Origin of the sequence: Streptomyces sp. NBC_01788, from assembly GCF_035917575.1 — a bacterium.
Lineage (GTDB): Bacteria > Actinomycetota > Actinomycetes > Streptomycetales > Streptomycetaceae > Streptomyces.
On record NZ_CP109090.1, the window covers coordinates 1,148,608 to 1,162,827 of the forward strand.

Here is a 14,220-nt window from a genome sequence, read left to right on the forward strand (position 1 = left end):
GGCCCAGTGGCCGGGGCACCAGGAGTTGGGCCATGATCGGCCCATGACTGCCGTGCTCTTCGACTTCTCCGGGACCCTCTTCCGCGTCGAGTCCTGCGAATCCTGGCTGAGAGCCGCCCTCGACGCGGCGGAACTCACCCTTGGGGAGCAGGAGTTGGCCGGTGCGGCACAAGCGCTGGAGGAGGCCGGGGCACTGCCGGGCGGGGCGTCCCCGCTACGCGTGCCCGGCGAGGTGGCCGAGCTGTGGGAGAACCGGGACCGCAGCGCCGAGGAGCACCAGGCCGCCTACACCGCCCTGTCCCGCCAAGTGCCGCTGCCCGAACCCGCGTTGCACGACGCGCTGTACGACCGGCACATGACACCGGCGGCCTGGGCCCCCTACCCGGACGCGGCCGAGGTGCTGCGCACGTTGCACGAGCGCGGGATCGGCGTGGCCGTCGTGAGCAACATCGGCTGGGACCTGCGCCCGGTGTTCCGCACCCACGGCCTCGACGCGTACGTGGACGCCTATGTGCTGTCGTACGAGCACAGCATCCAGAAGCCGGACCCGCGTCTGTTCGCCCTCGCCTGCGCGGCGCTCGACGCCGACCCGAAGGACGTGCTCATGGTCGGCGACAACCGCCAGGCGGACGGCGGCGCGGCCGCCCTGGGCTGCGGCGTGCACTTCGTGGACCACCTGCCGGTCGCGCGGCGGCCGGACGCGCTGCTCCCCGTCCTCGACCTGCTCGGCCCGACGGACCGAGCCATTCGAACGGACTGAACGACCACTACGCCCGCGGCACCCGCGGCACCCCCTCGACGACGCCCGGCACAAAAGAAGCCGTCCGTCTCGGACGATCCCCCGTTTCGCCCGAGACGGACGGCAGCACGACGGGCCCCTGTCCGGGGCCGGTCCGCTCGCGTTGAGTATAGTTGGCTGGCAGCCAGTCAACGCAGGAGTCACAGCATGTCCCCGCGAAGCGCCTCGGTCAACGAAGAGTTGCGGCGGCGTTCCCGGGAGCGGCTCCTCCAGGCGGCGGTCGAGCTGGTCGGCGAGCACGGGTACGACGCGACGACGCTCGGCGCCATCACCGACCGCGCGGGGTCGGCACGCGGACTGGTCTCCTACTACTTCCCCGGCAAGCGCCAGCTCGTGCAGTCCGCCGTGCACCGGCTGATGCACCGCACACTCCAGGAGGCGTTGGAGCGGGAACCGCACAGCGAGGACGGCCGGGAGCGGCTGGCGCGGGCCATCGACGCGATCCTGGGTCTCGCCCGGGACCGGCCGGTGCTGATGCGCCAGCACATGGCGGGGATCCTGCACGAGGAGGGCTTCGTGCAGTGCCCCGAGCAGCAGCGCCTCTCCGAGCTGCTGCGGGACACCGTGGCCCGGCGCGGTTCGCGGGACGTCGACGCCGACTACCCGATGCTGCGCGCGCTGCTGATGGGCGCCGTCTACGCCGCGCTGGTGCCCGGGGCACCGATGCCGGTACCGGCACTGCGGGCCGAGCTGTTCGAGCGCTACGGGCTCGACTGGAACCTGGGGACGCCGCCCGGGGCGCAGCCGCCCGGCGGGTCCTGCGACACGGACCTGTCCCGTTTCTTCGCGACCGGCCGGATCCCGGCACCCCCGCAGGAGCGGTAGCCGGCGGTCCGCGTACGGTCCGGGCCGCGACACGCGGGCGGTCCCGCGCCGCCTCCCTCCCCCGGCGGGCCCCTTGGTGCCATGCTGGAGCCATCAGCGATCTCCTGTGATCCGCCTGTGAGCCCCCGGGGTAAGGAGTTCCGCCGTGCTGCGTGTCGCCGTCGTCGGCTCGGGGCCGAGCGGGTGCTACACCGCTCAGGGCCTGGTCCAGCAGGACCCCTCGGTGTGCGTCGACGTCCTCGACCGGCTGCCGTGCCCGTACGGGCTCGTGCGCTACGGCGTGGCGCCGGACCACGAGAAGATCAAGTCCCTGCAGAACAACCTGCGCACGGTCCTTGAGCACGAACGGGTCCGGTTCCTCGGCGGCGTCCAGGTCGGCGGCCCCGGCGGACTGCCCGTCGCACGGCTGCGCGAGCTGTACCACGCGGTGGTGTACTGCGTGGGCGCGGCCACCGACCGCCGTCTGCACATCCCGGGCGAGGACCTGCCGGGCAGCTGGTCGGCGACCGAGTTCGTCTCCTGGTACAGCGCCCACCCCGACTCCGCGGACAGCGGTTTCGTGCGGGGCGCGCGGTCGGCCGTCGTCGTCGGCGTGGGCAATGTCGCCGTGGACGTCACGCGCATCCTGGCGCGCGGCCCGGCCGAGCTGAGCCCCACCGACATGCCCGACGGCGCGCTCACCGCGCTCGCCGCGAGCCGGGTCACCGAGATCCACATGGTGGGCCGGCGCGGCCCGTCGCAGGCCCGGTTCACGACCAAGGAGCTGCGCGAGCTGGGCGCCCTGCCGGACACCGACGTCGTCGTCGACCCGGAGGAGCTGGCCATGGACCCGGCCTGCGCGGACCCCTCTGCGCTGCCCGCCGCCCAGCGCCGCAACGTCGAGGTCCTGCGCGGCTGGGCCGCCACGCCGCCGAGGGGCGGCACCCGTCGGATCCGGCTGCGTTTCTTCCTGCGCCCCGTGGAACTGCTCGCCGACGACGGCCGCGTGGGTGCGGTGCGGCTGGAGCGCACGACGCCGGACGGACACGGCGGCGTCACCGGGACCGGGCAGTACGAGGACATCGCGGCCCAGCTGGTGCTGCGGTCGGTGGGCTACCGCGGGGTGCCGCTGGACGGGCTGCCGTTCGACGCGGGCACCGGCACGGTGCCGCACCGGAACGGGCGCGTGCTGCGGGACGGCGCCGTCGCGCCGGGCGAGTACGTGGCCGGCTGGATCAAGCGGGGCCCTACGGGCGTCATCGGCACCAACCGGCCGTGCGCGAAGGAGACAGTCGCCTCGCTGCTCCAGGACGCGCCAGGACTCCTGGGCAGGCCGGTGCCGGACGACAGCTTCCCGGTGCTGCGTGCCGAGGGCGCCGAGCCCGTGGGTTGGGCGGGCTGGCAGGCCATCGAGCGGGCCGAGGCGGAACTCGGCGCCTCCCTCGGGCGCAGCGTGGTCAAGCTGCCGGACTGGGAGTCCCTGCGCGCGGCGGCCGGCACCACGGTCTCCTAGGTTCTGGGAGCCCGTCCGCGCCGCAACGCGTTCTTCTGTACGGCGACCCGCGACCCCGCGATACGGGAAGACGGTGGCACCGGACCCGGCCCGCGCCCGTGCCCGCGGGAATCCGTGAGCGGGCTCGGTACCCATCCCGCGTGCGTGAGCGGACGTGGCGCCCCGGTCCCGCCAGGCGCCCTGGCGGGACCGGGGCGCCTGGCGGGACCGGGGCAGCCGCCCTCATCCGCCGGCCATCAGCTCCCGTACGGCCGCGGGACCGCTCTCCGGCAGCAGCCGTAGGACGGTCTCCTCCAGCTGGGGCAGGAGCCGCTGGCCGGTCAGGGCCAGGGCGATCGCCGCGGCGACGCCGGTCCAGGCCACCGGGCCGAGCGGGGTGCAGCCCAGGGCCCGGCTGACGCCGGGCGTCTGGATCAGGGCGGCGAGGGCGAGCGCGGAGCCCACGGACGTCACCCGGACCAGCGTGCTGCCCCTGCGGTCGAGCAGGGTCTGGGCGAGCTGGGTGCCGACCACGCCGCACAGGGCCATGGTGCTGGAGCGGCGGGCGGTGCCGGGTGTCCAGCGGCCGATCATCCAGGCCGTCGCCGCGCCCAGACAGGTGGTCAGGGCACGGTGGCGGATCTGCCGGATCAGCCCCTCGCCCAGGACGGAGCCCGCCGCGTCCTCCGGTGCCGCCGACCGCGCCTGCTCGGCGTCCTCCTTCGGGGTCACCGCCACGGCCATCGCCGGGAACAGGTCCGTGAACAGGTTCACCATGAGCATCTGCCGGGTGGACAGCGGCGCGGTGCCCGACAGCAGCGTGCCGAACAGGCCGAAGCCGATCTCGCCCGCGTTGCCGCCGATCAGGATGGCGATGGCGTCGGCGACGCTGTGCCACAGGGCGCGGCCCTCGCCGATCGCGTCGATCAGGACCGTGAGGTCGTCGTCGGTCAGGACGATGTCGGCGGCGTTGCGCGCCGCCGCCGAGCCGCGGGCGTTGATGCCCACGCCGATGTCGGCGGCCCGGATCGCCGCGGCGTCGTTGGCTCCGTCACCGACCATGCCGACCACTCGGCCGGCGTCCCGCAGCGCCTCGACGACCTGGAGCTTCTGCTCGGGCGCCACCCGGGCGACCACACCCGCGTCACGCAGCATCCGGGCGCGGGCCGACCTGTCCGCGGCGGCGAGTTCGTCCCCGGTGACCACGGTGGTGTCCTTGGGCCAGCCCAGTTCGGTGGCGATGGCCCGGGCGGTCTGCGGGTGGTCGCCGGTGAGCATGACCGGCCGTACGCCCTCTTCGTACAGCCCGCTCACGAGCGCCATGGACGTGTCGCGCGGCACGTCCGACAGCGCCAGCAGCCCGATGAACTCCAGCCCCTCAAGCATCCGTTCGAGCGCGTCCTCCTCGCTCTCGCGGTCGTCGAGCAGCCGCTGCGCCACGGCCAGCACCCGCAGTCCGTCGCCGGCCAGCGCGTGCGAGGTGTCGTTGGCATGGGCGGGGAGGCCGGGGCAGGCCGGCAGCACCGTCTCGGGGGCGCCCTTGACCACGAGCAGACGGGGGCCGCCCGCGACCCGGCCGACGGCGGCCGCGTATCCGCGGGCGGCCTCGAAGCCGAGATCCTCCAGCTCCACCCAGTCCGGGTCGGGACCGGCAGCGTCGAGGACGGCCTCGTCGGTGGCGTGCACCGGCCGGTCCGAGTCACCGTTGAGACGCGGACAGGCCCGCGCCGCGGACCGCAGGGTCCGCGCGGAGGCCTCGTCGCCCACCACGTGGACCTCGCCGTCGGCGTCGGACGCCCGCACCACGCGCAGCCGGTTCTCGGTGAGGGTGCCGGTCTTGTCGAAGCAGATGGTGTCCATCCGGCCCAGCGCCTCCAGCGCGCGCGGGGTGCGCACCAGGACGCCGTGACGGCTGAGCCGCCGGGCCGCCGCCAGCTGGGCCACGGTGGCGACCAGGGGCAGGCCCTCCGGGACGGCGGCCACGGCGACGGCCACACCGCCGCTGACCGCCTCTCGGACGGAGGTGCCGCGCAGCAGCGCGATACCGGTCAGAACGGCTCCGCCCGCAAGCGTCAGCGGCAGTGCCTTGCGGGTGAGCTCCTGAAGCCTGACCTGCACGCCCGCGGACGGGGGCGTACGGGCGGCGAGGTGCACGGCGCGGGCGGCCTCGGTGGTGTCACCGGTGTCGACCACGACGGCCCGGGCCTCCCCGGCCACCACGGTCGTGCCCTCGAAGACCATGCAGCTGCGGTCCGCGACCGCGGCGTGCGGGGTCGGGGCGATCTGCTTCTCCACCGGGAGCGACTCCCCGGTCAGCGCGGACTCGTCGACCTCCAGGCCGTCCTCCCACAGCAGCCGGGCGTCGGCGGGCACGACCTCGTCTCCCTTCAGCTCGATCACGTCGCCCGGCTTGAGCTTCCCGGCGTCGATGGTCACGGTGGAGCCGTCCGGGGCCGGGGAGTCCGGGGGCGCGACACGCGCCTTCCGCTTCTGCTCGGCGACCAGGCCGGACAGGGCACGCTCGGCGCGCAGCCGCTGGAATCCGCCGACCAGGGCGTTCAGGTCGAGCGCGCCGATCACGAGGAGGGCGTCCACTACGGAGCCGAGGATCGCCGAGGCCGCCGAGCCGACGGCCAGGACCGGGGTGAGGGGGTCCCTCAGTTCGCCCCGCACGGCCTCCCCCAGCTCGTACGTCCAGCGGACCGGCGCGAGGACCGGGTTCCGGACGACGCCGGTGACCGTCCTGCGGACCTGGGCGGCGGCCCACTGGTACGGGGTGCGGCGGCCGGCCGGCTCGTGGTTCAGCCGCTCCTGGGCCTCGTCGGGGTCGAGTTCGTGCCAGTGCACGCGCGGCCGCGGGTGCGGGGCGTGCGCCGCAGCCACGGCGAAGGCGGCGCGTGTCCCGGACAGCAGGGCGACGGCCGCGGCGGCGTCGACCGGTGCGTGCCGCAGCCCGGGCAGGAGGGAGCGGCGGCCGCTGCCGCCCTTGGACTCGCCGATGGCCACGAGCAGCCCGGACAGCGCGGCGCCGGACCGGGCCAGGGTCTGGGCGCGGTGGCCGGTCGACCGGGCCGCCGGGACGGCCGTCAGCACCCGCCATACATCGGACAGTCCGTGCAGGGCGAGTATGTCCGCGCCCCACACGACGGCGGCGTCGCCGTCCACGAGGGCGACGGAGAGGTCGCTGCCGCGCAGTCCGGCCAGGATGTCGTGATCGTCGGCGGAGCGCATCCTGGCGACGGTGAGCACCGTGCCCTCCTCGCCACGCAGCCCGTACACCACGTCGTCCAGTGGCCGCCGGGCGTCCACGACCTGGTCGGCGAGGCCAGTGAGGTCCTCCAGGGCGGGGTCGTCCACCAGGACCACCCGCAGCCGGGCCCGGCGTGCCGCGTCCAGGACCGGTTCGGCCCAGGGGTCGGCCTCCCCGTCCTCGGTGCGCAGCGCGCTGGAGTGCAGGACGACGGTGCCGACCATCTCCAGTTGCCGCAGCCGCTCCGGCACCCGGACCAGCACGCCGGTCCGGGCGAGCAGGGTGCCGAGCACGGCGTGGAAGATCGCGGGTCCGTAGCGCGCGGCCTTGGGCGAACCGGCGAGCACCGCCTCGGCGGCCTCGGCCCCGTTGCGCTTGACCAGCATGGTCAGCGCCGCGCCCAGCACGCTGCCGGCGGAGGCGTGATTGGCGTACTCCTGGGCCGGTGTGACGCGCAGCGGCGGGCGCGGGGTGTCGTCCGCGGCGACGCTGACGCGGCCGGATGCGCACAGCTCGTCGTGCCGCGCGTCGAAGGCGGCCGTGCGGGCCACCGTGTCGGCCAGCTGACCGGCGCGCAGCGCGCCGTCCAGGAGCAGCGAGGTGGGGGTCTGGCCGGTGCCGTGGGCGGCGGCGTTCGCGCAGGCGAGCAGGAAGTCCATACGAGACCTGCCCAGCCGGGCGCTCAGTCCGGCCCGGAAGCTCGGGTTCTCCCTCAGCAGCGTCACCGCGGCGGTCACCATGCGCGGCGAGGGCGGCAGACGCAACGCGTAGGAGGTCAGTGCTACGCCGATGCCCACCACGTCGGCGGCCAGCGTGGCCGCGGCCGCCCGCACCCCGGCCGGGTCCCCTGGATGTGTGATCTCCTCCGGATCGTCGCCGTCCAGGACGAGCCCGTGGCGGGCCGCGAGGCCGGCCGCACGCTCCACGACCGCGTCCGCCGACTCCTCCTCCGTCACGGCGATGACCAGCCGCCCGAGGCCCTCGTCCCAGCAGGCGAAGAGCACGTCGGGCCGCTCGGCCAGTTTCGCGGCGATCTGCCGGGCCAGATGCCCCTTCCCGCCCGCGCGCAGCACCTTCTGCGGGTCCAGGGAACGCAGCGACAGGTGCGCCCGTGTTCCGGACCGCCACTGGCGGTCCGTGCCGGGCAGGGCGTTGCGGGCGACACGCGCGACCCGCACGGCGGCGTCGGCGCCGCGTACGCCCGCCCGTGCCGTTCCGGCCACCGCGCCCGCGGCGGCCCCGACCGCCGGCGCGGCCGCCCGGGTGACCAGCCGGGCGGCGGCCGACGGGGTGGTCAGCAGTCCGAACACCATGACGCCCCCTCAGAGGGAGGTGCGGTCGGGCCGCGCCGTCGGGCCGAGGGGTCCGGTGGCCGCCGCCTGCCCCTTCGAGGGCTTGCCTCGGCCGGCCGCGGACGTCTTGGCCTTCCCCGGCCCGTCGGGCCCGGTGTCCGCGTCGGGTTCCATGTCCGTGTCCGGCGCGGACGCCTGCTTCCCGGGGCCGGCGTCCTGCGCGGCCTCCTGGGCAGCCGTGCCGCGCTTCTTCGCGGGCTTGCGGGCCGCGGTGGCGGTGGTCGTGGCGGAGGCCGACGGCCGCTCCGGTGTCTGTGTCTCCGTCCGTGTCTGTTCCTCGCCGCCCTTGGGCCGTTCGGGGCGGGGCTGGGTGAGCCAGGCCACGGCCGCGCCGGTGAGCGCCACCGGCCACTCCACCACTCCGGCGACACCGAGCAGCCCGGCCCCCGTGTACACCGCGAGCCGCCGCCCGCGCGGCGAGACGGCGCCGACCTTGTCCAGCGCCCCCTGCGCGGCTCGGCCCACCGTCTCGGCGCCGGGCACCCTCCGCAGCACCGAGGCCGCACCGTGCAGCGGCGCCGCTAGGGCGGACGACGACTTCTGCTCAGCCATGACTCTCCTCGCCTGGGATGAGATCGACTCCTCGTGGCCACCGGGTGCCCACGACCCTGCTGGTCACCCCGCCTCTCCCAGAGAACGCCACGGCCCGCGTCCGCGCCACCGGGCTCCGCCGTCCGCCACGGGCCGCGTTGCGGCCCGCGCGCGGAGCGGCATCCTGCCCCTCAGCAAGGGCGAGGTGCCGGTCGGGGGCGGCTCAACGCCTGCTGCGGACCGGGAGCAACCGTTCCCGGAAACGGCACCGGCACGGCTCGGGCGCCGCTGCCGCTACGGACGCAGCCGCCGCGCGGAACGCCCCCGCCGATGGGCCCACAGCCGCGCCGCCCGAAAGGCCGACGCCGGGCAGCCGCACGCGCCCTCCGGGAGGGGAACGGCGCCAGCAAGGTCGGCAGGCACCCGCCACACAGGCCGACCGCCCGACTGCCGGACCGCCGGGCGGTCTGGCAGTCGGGCGGTCCGGGCGGTCCAGCAGTGGTGGTCCGGCAGTGGAGCCGTCCTGCTGCTCCGTCAGCCGGGCGGCTCCACCGGGAGCGGGACGGCACCGGCAAGACCGGCAGGCACCCGCCCCACGGGCCGGCCGCCCGGCAGCCCGTGGGGCGGAGCCGTCAGTGGCGGAACAGGGTCGCGGGGATCGCGCCGGCGAGGGCCCCGTAGCCCTGCGGGTTGAGGTGCAGCCAGTCACCGGCGTGGAGGTCGGACCGCAGCCGGCTCGGCCGCGCGGGGTCGCGGACCACGCGGTCGAAGTCGATCAGCGCGTCGAAGTGCCCGCTCGCCCGGATCCAGGCGTTGACCGCCTGGCGTGACTTCTCGCGCAGGCCCGCCGGGTCGTCGTAGGCGTCGTTGCCGCCGAACGGCAGCAGGGTGGCGCCGTAGACGCGGATGCCCTGGGCGTGGGCGCGTACCACGATCTGCTGGTACGCGGCGATCAGGTCCTCGGTGACCTGACGCTGGGCGGCCGGGGTGGGGTCGGCGGTGCCGATGTCGTTGACGCCCTCGAAGACGATGAGCCAGGCGACGCCGCTGGTGGAGAGGATGTCGCGGTCCAGGCGGGCGAGGACGTTGGGACCGAGGCCGTCGTTCAGGACGCGGTTGCCCCCGGCGGCCTGGTTCAGGACGGCGAGGTCCGCGGTGGCGGGGCGGGAGCGGAGCCGGTCGTAGAGCTGGTCGGGCCAGCGGTCGTTGGCGTTGGTGGTGGAGCCACGCCCGTCGGTGAGCGAGTCGCCGAGTACCGCCACGGCCTCGGTCGCGGCCTTGGCCTCCACCTCGACGCCGCTGATCAGGTACCAGTGGTCGGCCGGGGTCGCCCCGGACAGGTCCGCGTCCCGGGTGTGATCGCCGTGGACGAAGTACGAGGTCGTGCGCGAGCCCGGGTGCGAGGTGAGGGCGAGGGAGGGCTGGCCTTCGGCCAGGTAGGTGGTCACGGTCAGGTTGGACGCGGCGCGCAGGTCGAGGTCCAGCGGGTCGGAGACGGCCTGGGCCCCGACGGGCACGGTCGTCGAGGGCCGCCCGGAGAACGTCACCTTCCGGGTCGTACGCGGCTCGACGGCGCTGACACCGGCCGCGCCGTCGCGCGGCAGCGCCACCGTCACGGCGGTCAGGGGCAGCGGGGTGTCACCGAAGGCGTTGGAGAAGCGCAGCCGGACGCGGTGGCCGCCGGTGGACACGTGCAGCGTCTGCCGCACAGTGGTGTCGACGAGGACGGCGCGGTCGCCGGTGAAGGGCGCAGGCGGCAGGTTGCCGGGCTCGGTGAGCTGCGGCATCGCCGTCCAAGTGTTCACCCAGTGCCGTGCGGTCGCGGCCTGCGGCCGGTCGGCGGCGGACACCCGGTCCGGACGGTGCACCAGGGCGGTGACGGCCGAGACGGTGAGAACGAGGGCCAGCACCAGAACGCACGCGCCGATCAGGTCGGCGTAGCGCGTACGTGAGCGGCGGGTTGTTCCGGGCGGTGTCACGTGCGTCCTCCGTTGGCTGTGCGGGGGGTGCGATCGGACGGGGTACCCACGGCGGCCCAAGGCGCGCGGGACTGCCCGCGGCAGGACTGCCGCTGGTGCATGGTGGCATGAACACGGCCACCGTGGAAGCGCTCCCACGCCCCCGCCTTCGACACGCCCCGCCTCCACCCGCGAGTGGCTGGATGTGACCTGCGCGAGGCGTTGACTAGAAAGCGCTTGCACTCTACGTTCCGTTCAACAGCGTGACCGGAGGGAGCTACAACAGGCCCTACTGGCCACGTTGACGCGCAAATCGTTCCAGATGCTGCACGGCATTCACGTATACGACCTGACGCACCCTCGTATACGCCCCCCACCAGTCCTTCGAAGGGACAGCATCCGTATGCGTACTCGCCTCTCACGCCTTCGCGCGCCCAGGTCGGCACCGGCTGCGATCGTCGCCGCGGCGGCCACCCTCGCGGTGCTCGCCCTGCCGCAGCAGGCCGTGGCCGCCGAGAATTCACCGGTCGGTTTCGGCGCCGGCACGACCGGCGGCGGCAGCGCCTCGGCGGTGACCGTCTCGACGCTCAGCGCCTTCAAGTCGGCCGTGACCGGCAACACCGCCAAGGTGATCAAGGTGAACGGCCTCATCACACTGAGCGGTCAGGTCGACGTCGGCTCCAACACCACGGTGCTGGGCGTCGGTTCGGCGTCCGGGTTCACCGGCGGCGGGCTGCGGCTGAAGAACGTCAGCAACGTCGTCGTCCGCAACCTGCAGATCAGCAAGGCGGTCGGGACGGACGCCATCACGGTCCAGGGCTCGACCAAGGTGTGGATCGACCACAACTCCCTGTCCTCCGACCGCGACCACGGCAAGGACTACTACGACGGCCTGGTCGACATCTCGCACGCCTCCGACTACGTCACGGTGTCCTGGAACACCTTCAAGGACCACTACAAGGGCTCGCTGGTCGGCCACAGCGACAGCAACGCGAGCGAGGACACCGGGCATCTGCGGGTGACGTACCACCACAACTGGTTCAACAACGTCAACTCCCGCATTCCGAGCCTGCGTTTCGGCACGGGGCACTTCTACGACAACTACGTCGTGGGCGCCGAGACCGCCGTGCACTCGCGCATGGGCGCCCAGATGCTGGTCGAGAACAACGTCTTCCGCAGCACGTCGGTCGCCGTCACCACCAACCGGGACAGCAAGCAGGACGGTTACGCCAACCTGCGGGGCAACGACCTCGGCGGCGCCTCGACCGAGGTGTCGCAGACCGGCACCTTCACCAGCCCGCCGTACAGCTACTCGGCCGAGGCCGCCTCCGGCGTCGCCTCCTCGGTGACCGCGGGCGCGGGCACCGGGAAGATCTGACCGCCACCCGCCACAACCCCGACGACACGGCGTCACCCAACCGCACGGCCATCACCCGACCGCACGGAAGGAACAAGGACATGACCCCCGCAGCACGACTGCGCCCGCGACGGCGCGCGGTGACCGGAGGCCTGGCCGCACTCGGACTCTCGGTTGCCATGCTCCTGACGCAAGGGGCGCCCTCGGCGAGCGCCGCCACCTGGCCCACCGCCAACGGAAGTCAGGCGGTGACCTCCACCATCCCGGTGTCCGGCACCAAGGACTACGGGATGAAGCGCCTGTACGGCAGCGGGGCCCTGGGCACCGGAGGCCAGGAGGAGAACCAGAAGCCGATCCTGGAACTGGCCGCCGGTGCGGTCCTGAAGAACGTCATCATCGGCTCCCCCGCCGCCGACGGCATCCACTGCCTGGGCAGTTGCACGCTGCAGAACGTCTGGTGGGAGGACGTCGGTGAGGACGCCGCGACATTCCTGGGCTCCGCGTCCTCCAACGTCTACACCGTCTCCGGCGGCGGCGCGAAGGAGGCCACTGACAAGGTCTTCCAGTTCAACGGCGCCGGCACGCTGAACGTGTCGAACTTCGCGGTGCAGAACTTCGGGACCTTCGTGCGCAGTTGCGGCAACTGCAAGACGCAGTACAAGCGGACCATCAACCTCAACACGATCGAGGCCACCTACAAGGGCGGCCGGATCGCCGGCATCAACACCAACTACGGGGACAGCGTCTCGCTGAAGAAGATCACCATCATCGGGGACTCCGGCAAGAAGATCATCCCCTGCCAGAAGTACACGGGGAACAACACGGGCGCCGAGCCGACCAAGGGCGGCACGGACGCCGACGGCACCTACTGCAAGTACGCGGCGTCCGACATCACTTACAAGTGAACCCGACGCGGTGAGGGGGCGGTCGTGCGCGGTGTGCCCTCAGGCGCCGCGCACGACCGCCGCCGTGCGTCACCGCCAGCTCGCGTTCACCGCCTCGCGTGTCCGAGCATCTCCTCGGTCAACTCCCGTCGGCAGTCGGTGTAGGCGGTGCGCAGCGCCGGGCCCGGCCAGCGCGCGGGCAGCAGGGGTGCGGGCAGCACGGGGTCGGCCGGCAGGTGCCGTACGACGGCCGCGAGGGCGGTGAACCGGTCGGCGGGCCGGTCCGTGCGTGCGACCAGGGCGAGCAGCGCGCGGGCCGTCGCCGCCCAGTCGTCGACCGGCCACAGGCGCGCGGCCAGATCGGCGGCGGGCTCCTCGGGCCGGGCGGTGAAACGCCGGACGGCCGGGGACAGTTCACCCGGCCAGGGGCGGAGCAGGTTGGCGGGGCGCAGCCAGACGCCCTCGCGGAGTTCCGCGAGCCGGAGAGCAGTCAACCGGGCCCGCAGCTCGGCGCGTTCAGCGGGCTCGCGGCCGGTCGCCGTCACGACGACCATCTCCCACTCCCCGTCCCAGGGGCGTGTCTCGGGGTGCACGGCCGCGTCCTGGCGCCGCTGGCGTTCCAACAGCCGGTCGCTGAGGCCGTAGACGGTGTCGGACCGTCGCAGATCCCCGGCGGCGACCATCCGGCTCAGGGCCGCGCGCAGGGTCGATCCGCCGATCCCGAAGGGTTCGACCGCCCGTACGAGGTCCTTGACCGGCAGTTCGGGTGGGTGCGTACCAAGGAGCAGGCTCAGGACGACCGACCGCGCGGACAGCGGGCGCAGCCCGGCCTCGGCGGGCCCCTGGGAGGCATTCGTGGTCCCGTACTGTACGGACCTCGGGCACCCCGCCGCCTCCGACGCCCGCCCCTTCCGGCTCTCTCCGGCCCGATCCGCGGCGCCGTCCGGCGAGGGCGGTCACCCGGCGTTGCGGCTCCACAGGGGGCCGAAGCGGGCCCACTCGGTGTCCCACTGGGCCAGGCGGCGGCGTTCCAGTCCGGCGCGCACGACGTGGCCGATGACGAGAGGAACGGAGGCGGCGCCCAGTCCCACCAGGCCGCCGGCCATCACGGCCCGCGCGCGGGCCTGGGCGGGCGTGGCCGGCTCCGTCACCAGCCGCCCCCGGGAATCGATCCACACGGTGACCGCAGTACCGGCGGCGCTGCCGGGCCGCACCCGGGCCCAGCCGGTGCGCTCGGTGCCGTCCGGGGCGGTCCAGCGCACCTTTCCCCACACCCGGAGTTTCGAGCCGGTGTCCTCGTCGGTCCCGGGCGACGTGCCGGGCGCCCGCTCGGTGACCCGCGCGACCGTGGACGTCCGCGCGAGGAGTTCCTGGGCCGTGGCCTGCTCCGCGCCCCGGGCCGCCGTCCATCCCGCGAGCACCCCGGCGAGAACGCCGAGCACCCAGGTGCCGAGCACGACCCACGCCTCCACCGTGTCGGCGCGGCGTTTGAGCGGATTGCGGCGCCACCGCCACAGCCGCACCTTCGGACCACGGAACGCCATCGACGGCATCCTCCTCACGAGCACACGGACCTGCCGGACCGCCCTCCCATACGGTGAAGGGCCCCCCGATGCTCACGCCGAGTTCCCCGCCCCGGCCCTCCCATGGGTACCGCGGCATGGCCGCCCCAGGCTCCCGCGGTGGGCGCGACCGGGCTCCGTATCCCAGCCATGCCGCTGTGACCTGCGACGACGCCGATGCCGTGAGGACTGTCAGTGGCGGGGTGCAGACTGGCCGGTGTCCAGGACAAA

10 protein-coding genes are annotated in these 14,220 nt (G+C 74.2%); 5 read left to right on the top strand and 5 right to left on the bottom strand.

The features are described from left to right. Positions 1 to 43 precede the first annotated feature (43 nt). The 3 genes from OIE49_RS05435 (at position 44) to OIE49_RS05445 (ending at position 3,116) form a co-directional block, all read left to right on the top strand. Positions 44 to 760: an HAD family hydrolase gene (locus tag OIE49_RS05435; protein ID WP_326801320.1), complete on the top strand. Its 717-nt coding sequence runs from the start codon at positions 44 to 46 to the stop codon at positions 758 to 760. Between the two features lie 186 nt (positions 761 to 946). Beyond that, entirely contained in the window at positions 947 to 1,624 is a 678-nt protein-coding gene (locus OIE49_RS05440) for a TetR/AcrR family transcriptional regulator (protein ID WP_100567482.1), read from the top strand. Positions 1,625 to 1,769: 145 nt separating this feature from the next. Further along, the gene (locus tag OIE49_RS05445) at positions 1,770 to 3,116 is read left to right on the top strand and encodes an FAD-dependent oxidoreductase (protein ID WP_326801321.1); all 1,347 of its coding nucleotides are present in this window, start codon (positions 1,770 to 1,772) and stop codon (positions 3,114 to 3,116) included. 222 nt (positions 3,117 to 3,338) lie between these two features. Here the strand turns inward: OIE49_RS05445 and OIE49_RS05450 are convergent, their stop codons facing one another. The 3 genes from OIE49_RS05450 to OIE49_RS05460 all read right to left on the bottom strand — a co-directional run bounded on the left by OIE49_RS05450 (position 3,339) and on the right by OIE49_RS05460 (position 10,159). Further along, the gene (locus tag OIE49_RS05450; RefSeq protein ID WP_326801322.1) at positions 3,339 to 7,658 is read right to left on the bottom strand and encodes a cation-translocating P-type ATPase; all 4,320 of its coding nucleotides are present in this window, start codon (positions 7,656 to 7,658) and stop codon (positions 3,339 to 3,341) included. A gap of 9 nt (positions 7,659 to 7,667) precedes the next feature. Further along, the gene (locus tag OIE49_RS05455) at positions 7,668 to 8,249 is read right to left on the bottom strand and encodes a hypothetical protein (protein WP_326801323.1); all 582 of its coding nucleotides are present in this window, start codon (positions 8,247 to 8,249) and stop codon (positions 7,668 to 7,670) included. 611 nt (positions 8,250 to 8,860) lie between these two features. Next, the gene (locus OIE49_RS05460) at positions 8,861 to 10,159 is read right to left on the bottom strand and encodes an SGNH/GDSL hydrolase family protein (protein WP_326806147.1); all 1,299 of its coding nucleotides are present in this window, start codon (positions 10,157 to 10,159) and stop codon (positions 8,861 to 8,863) included. Between the two features lie 430 nt (positions 10,160 to 10,589). Here OIE49_RS05460 and OIE49_RS05465 point away from each other — a divergent pair, with 430 nt between their 5' ends. Both OIE49_RS05465 and OIE49_RS05470 read left to right on the top strand, forming a co-directional pair. Further along, positions 10,590 to 11,564: a pectate lyase family protein gene (locus OIE49_RS05465; RefSeq protein ID WP_326801324.1), complete on the top strand. Its 975-nt coding sequence runs from the start codon at positions 10,590 to 10,592 to the stop codon at positions 11,562 to 11,564. An 80-nt stretch (positions 11,565 to 11,644) separates the two neighbouring features. Next, on the top strand, positions 11,645 to 12,448 hold the full coding sequence (locus OIE49_RS05470; RefSeq protein ID WP_326801325.1) for a pectate lyase: 804 nt from the start codon (positions 11,645 to 11,647) through the stop codon (positions 12,446 to 12,448). Between the two features lie 86 nt (positions 12,449 to 12,534). Here OIE49_RS05470 and OIE49_RS05475 read toward each other — a convergent pair whose 3' ends face one another. Together OIE49_RS05475 and OIE49_RS05480 are read right to left on the bottom strand one after the other, a co-directional pair. Further along, on the bottom strand, positions 12,535 to 13,251 hold the full coding sequence (locus OIE49_RS05475) for a PaaX family transcriptional regulator C-terminal domain-containing protein (RefSeq protein WP_326806148.1): 717 nt from the start codon (positions 13,249 to 13,251) through the stop codon (positions 12,535 to 12,537). 132 nt (positions 13,252 to 13,383) lie between these two features. Beyond that, positions 13,384 to 13,971, bottom strand: a complete 588-nt coding sequence (locus OIE49_RS05480) for an Rv1733c family protein (RefSeq protein WP_326801326.1) — start codon at positions 13,969 to 13,971, stop codon at positions 13,384 to 13,386. Positions 13,972 to 14,220 lie beyond the last annotated feature (249 nt).

Excerpts from the sequence above, each read along its gene's own strand:
- OIE49_RS05435 (WP_326801320.1), top strand. The coding sequence starts at position 44 with ATGACTGCCGTGCTCTTCGACTTCTCCGGGACCCTCTTCCGCGTCGAG.
- OIE49_RS05440 (WP_100567482.1), top strand. The coding sequence starts at position 947 with ATGTCCCCGCGAAGCGCCTCGGTCAACGAAGAGTTGCGGCGGCGTTCC.
- OIE49_RS05450 (WP_326801322.1), bottom strand. The coding sequence starts at position 7,658 with ATGGTGTTCGGACTGCTGACCACCCCGTCGGCCGCCGCCCGGCTGGTC.
- OIE49_RS05455 (WP_326801323.1), bottom strand. The coding sequence starts at position 8,249 with ATGGCTGAGCAGAAGTCGTCGTCCGCCCTAGCGGCGCCGCTGCACGGT.
- OIE49_RS05465 (WP_326801324.1), top strand. The coding sequence starts at position 10,590 with ATGCGTACTCGCCTCTCACGCCTTCGCGCGCCCAGGTCGGCACCGGCT.
- OIE49_RS05470 (WP_326801325.1), top strand. The coding sequence starts at position 11,645 with ATGACCCCCGCAGCACGACTGCGCCCGCGACGGCGCGCGGTGACCGGA.
- OIE49_RS05480 (WP_326801326.1), bottom strand. The coding sequence starts at position 13,971 with ATGGCGTTCCGTGGTCCGAAGGTGCGGCTGTGGCGGTGGCGCCGCAAT.